Annotated in this window: 1 pseudogene; it reads right to left on the bottom strand. The window is 72.0% G+C overall.

Annotation, left to right across the window (positions count from 1 at the left end):
• A pseudogene (locus KVS71_RS18580) lies at positions 1-239 on the bottom strand (alpha/beta hydrolase); the annotation flags it as partial.

Below are 239 nucleotides of genomic sequence, written 5' to 3'. Positions count from 1 at the left end.
CCCGTTCTTCAACGGCGTGCGGTCCGCGCTCGCCAGGAGCGCGCCGAGATCGGCCATCGCCTCATCGACCGCGCCGTTGAAGGGGCACGAGCCGGAGTCGAGGCAGTTCTGCATGTACGCCCGCAGCGCCGACTCGTAGCCGAGTGCCTGCGTGGCACCGACCTCGGGGCCGGGGTCGGAGGGATCGATCGCCCCGTCGAGCACGAGCCGCCCGGCCTTCTCCGGGTAGAGCTGGGCGT

It is taken from the genome of Microbacterium sp. GbtcB4, from assembly GCF_019091465.1.
Taxonomy (GTDB): domain Bacteria; phylum Actinomycetota; class Actinomycetes; order Actinomycetales; family Microbacteriaceae; genus Microbacterium; species Microbacterium paraoxydans.
This window is presented reverse-complemented; position numbering and strand designations above follow the sequence as displayed.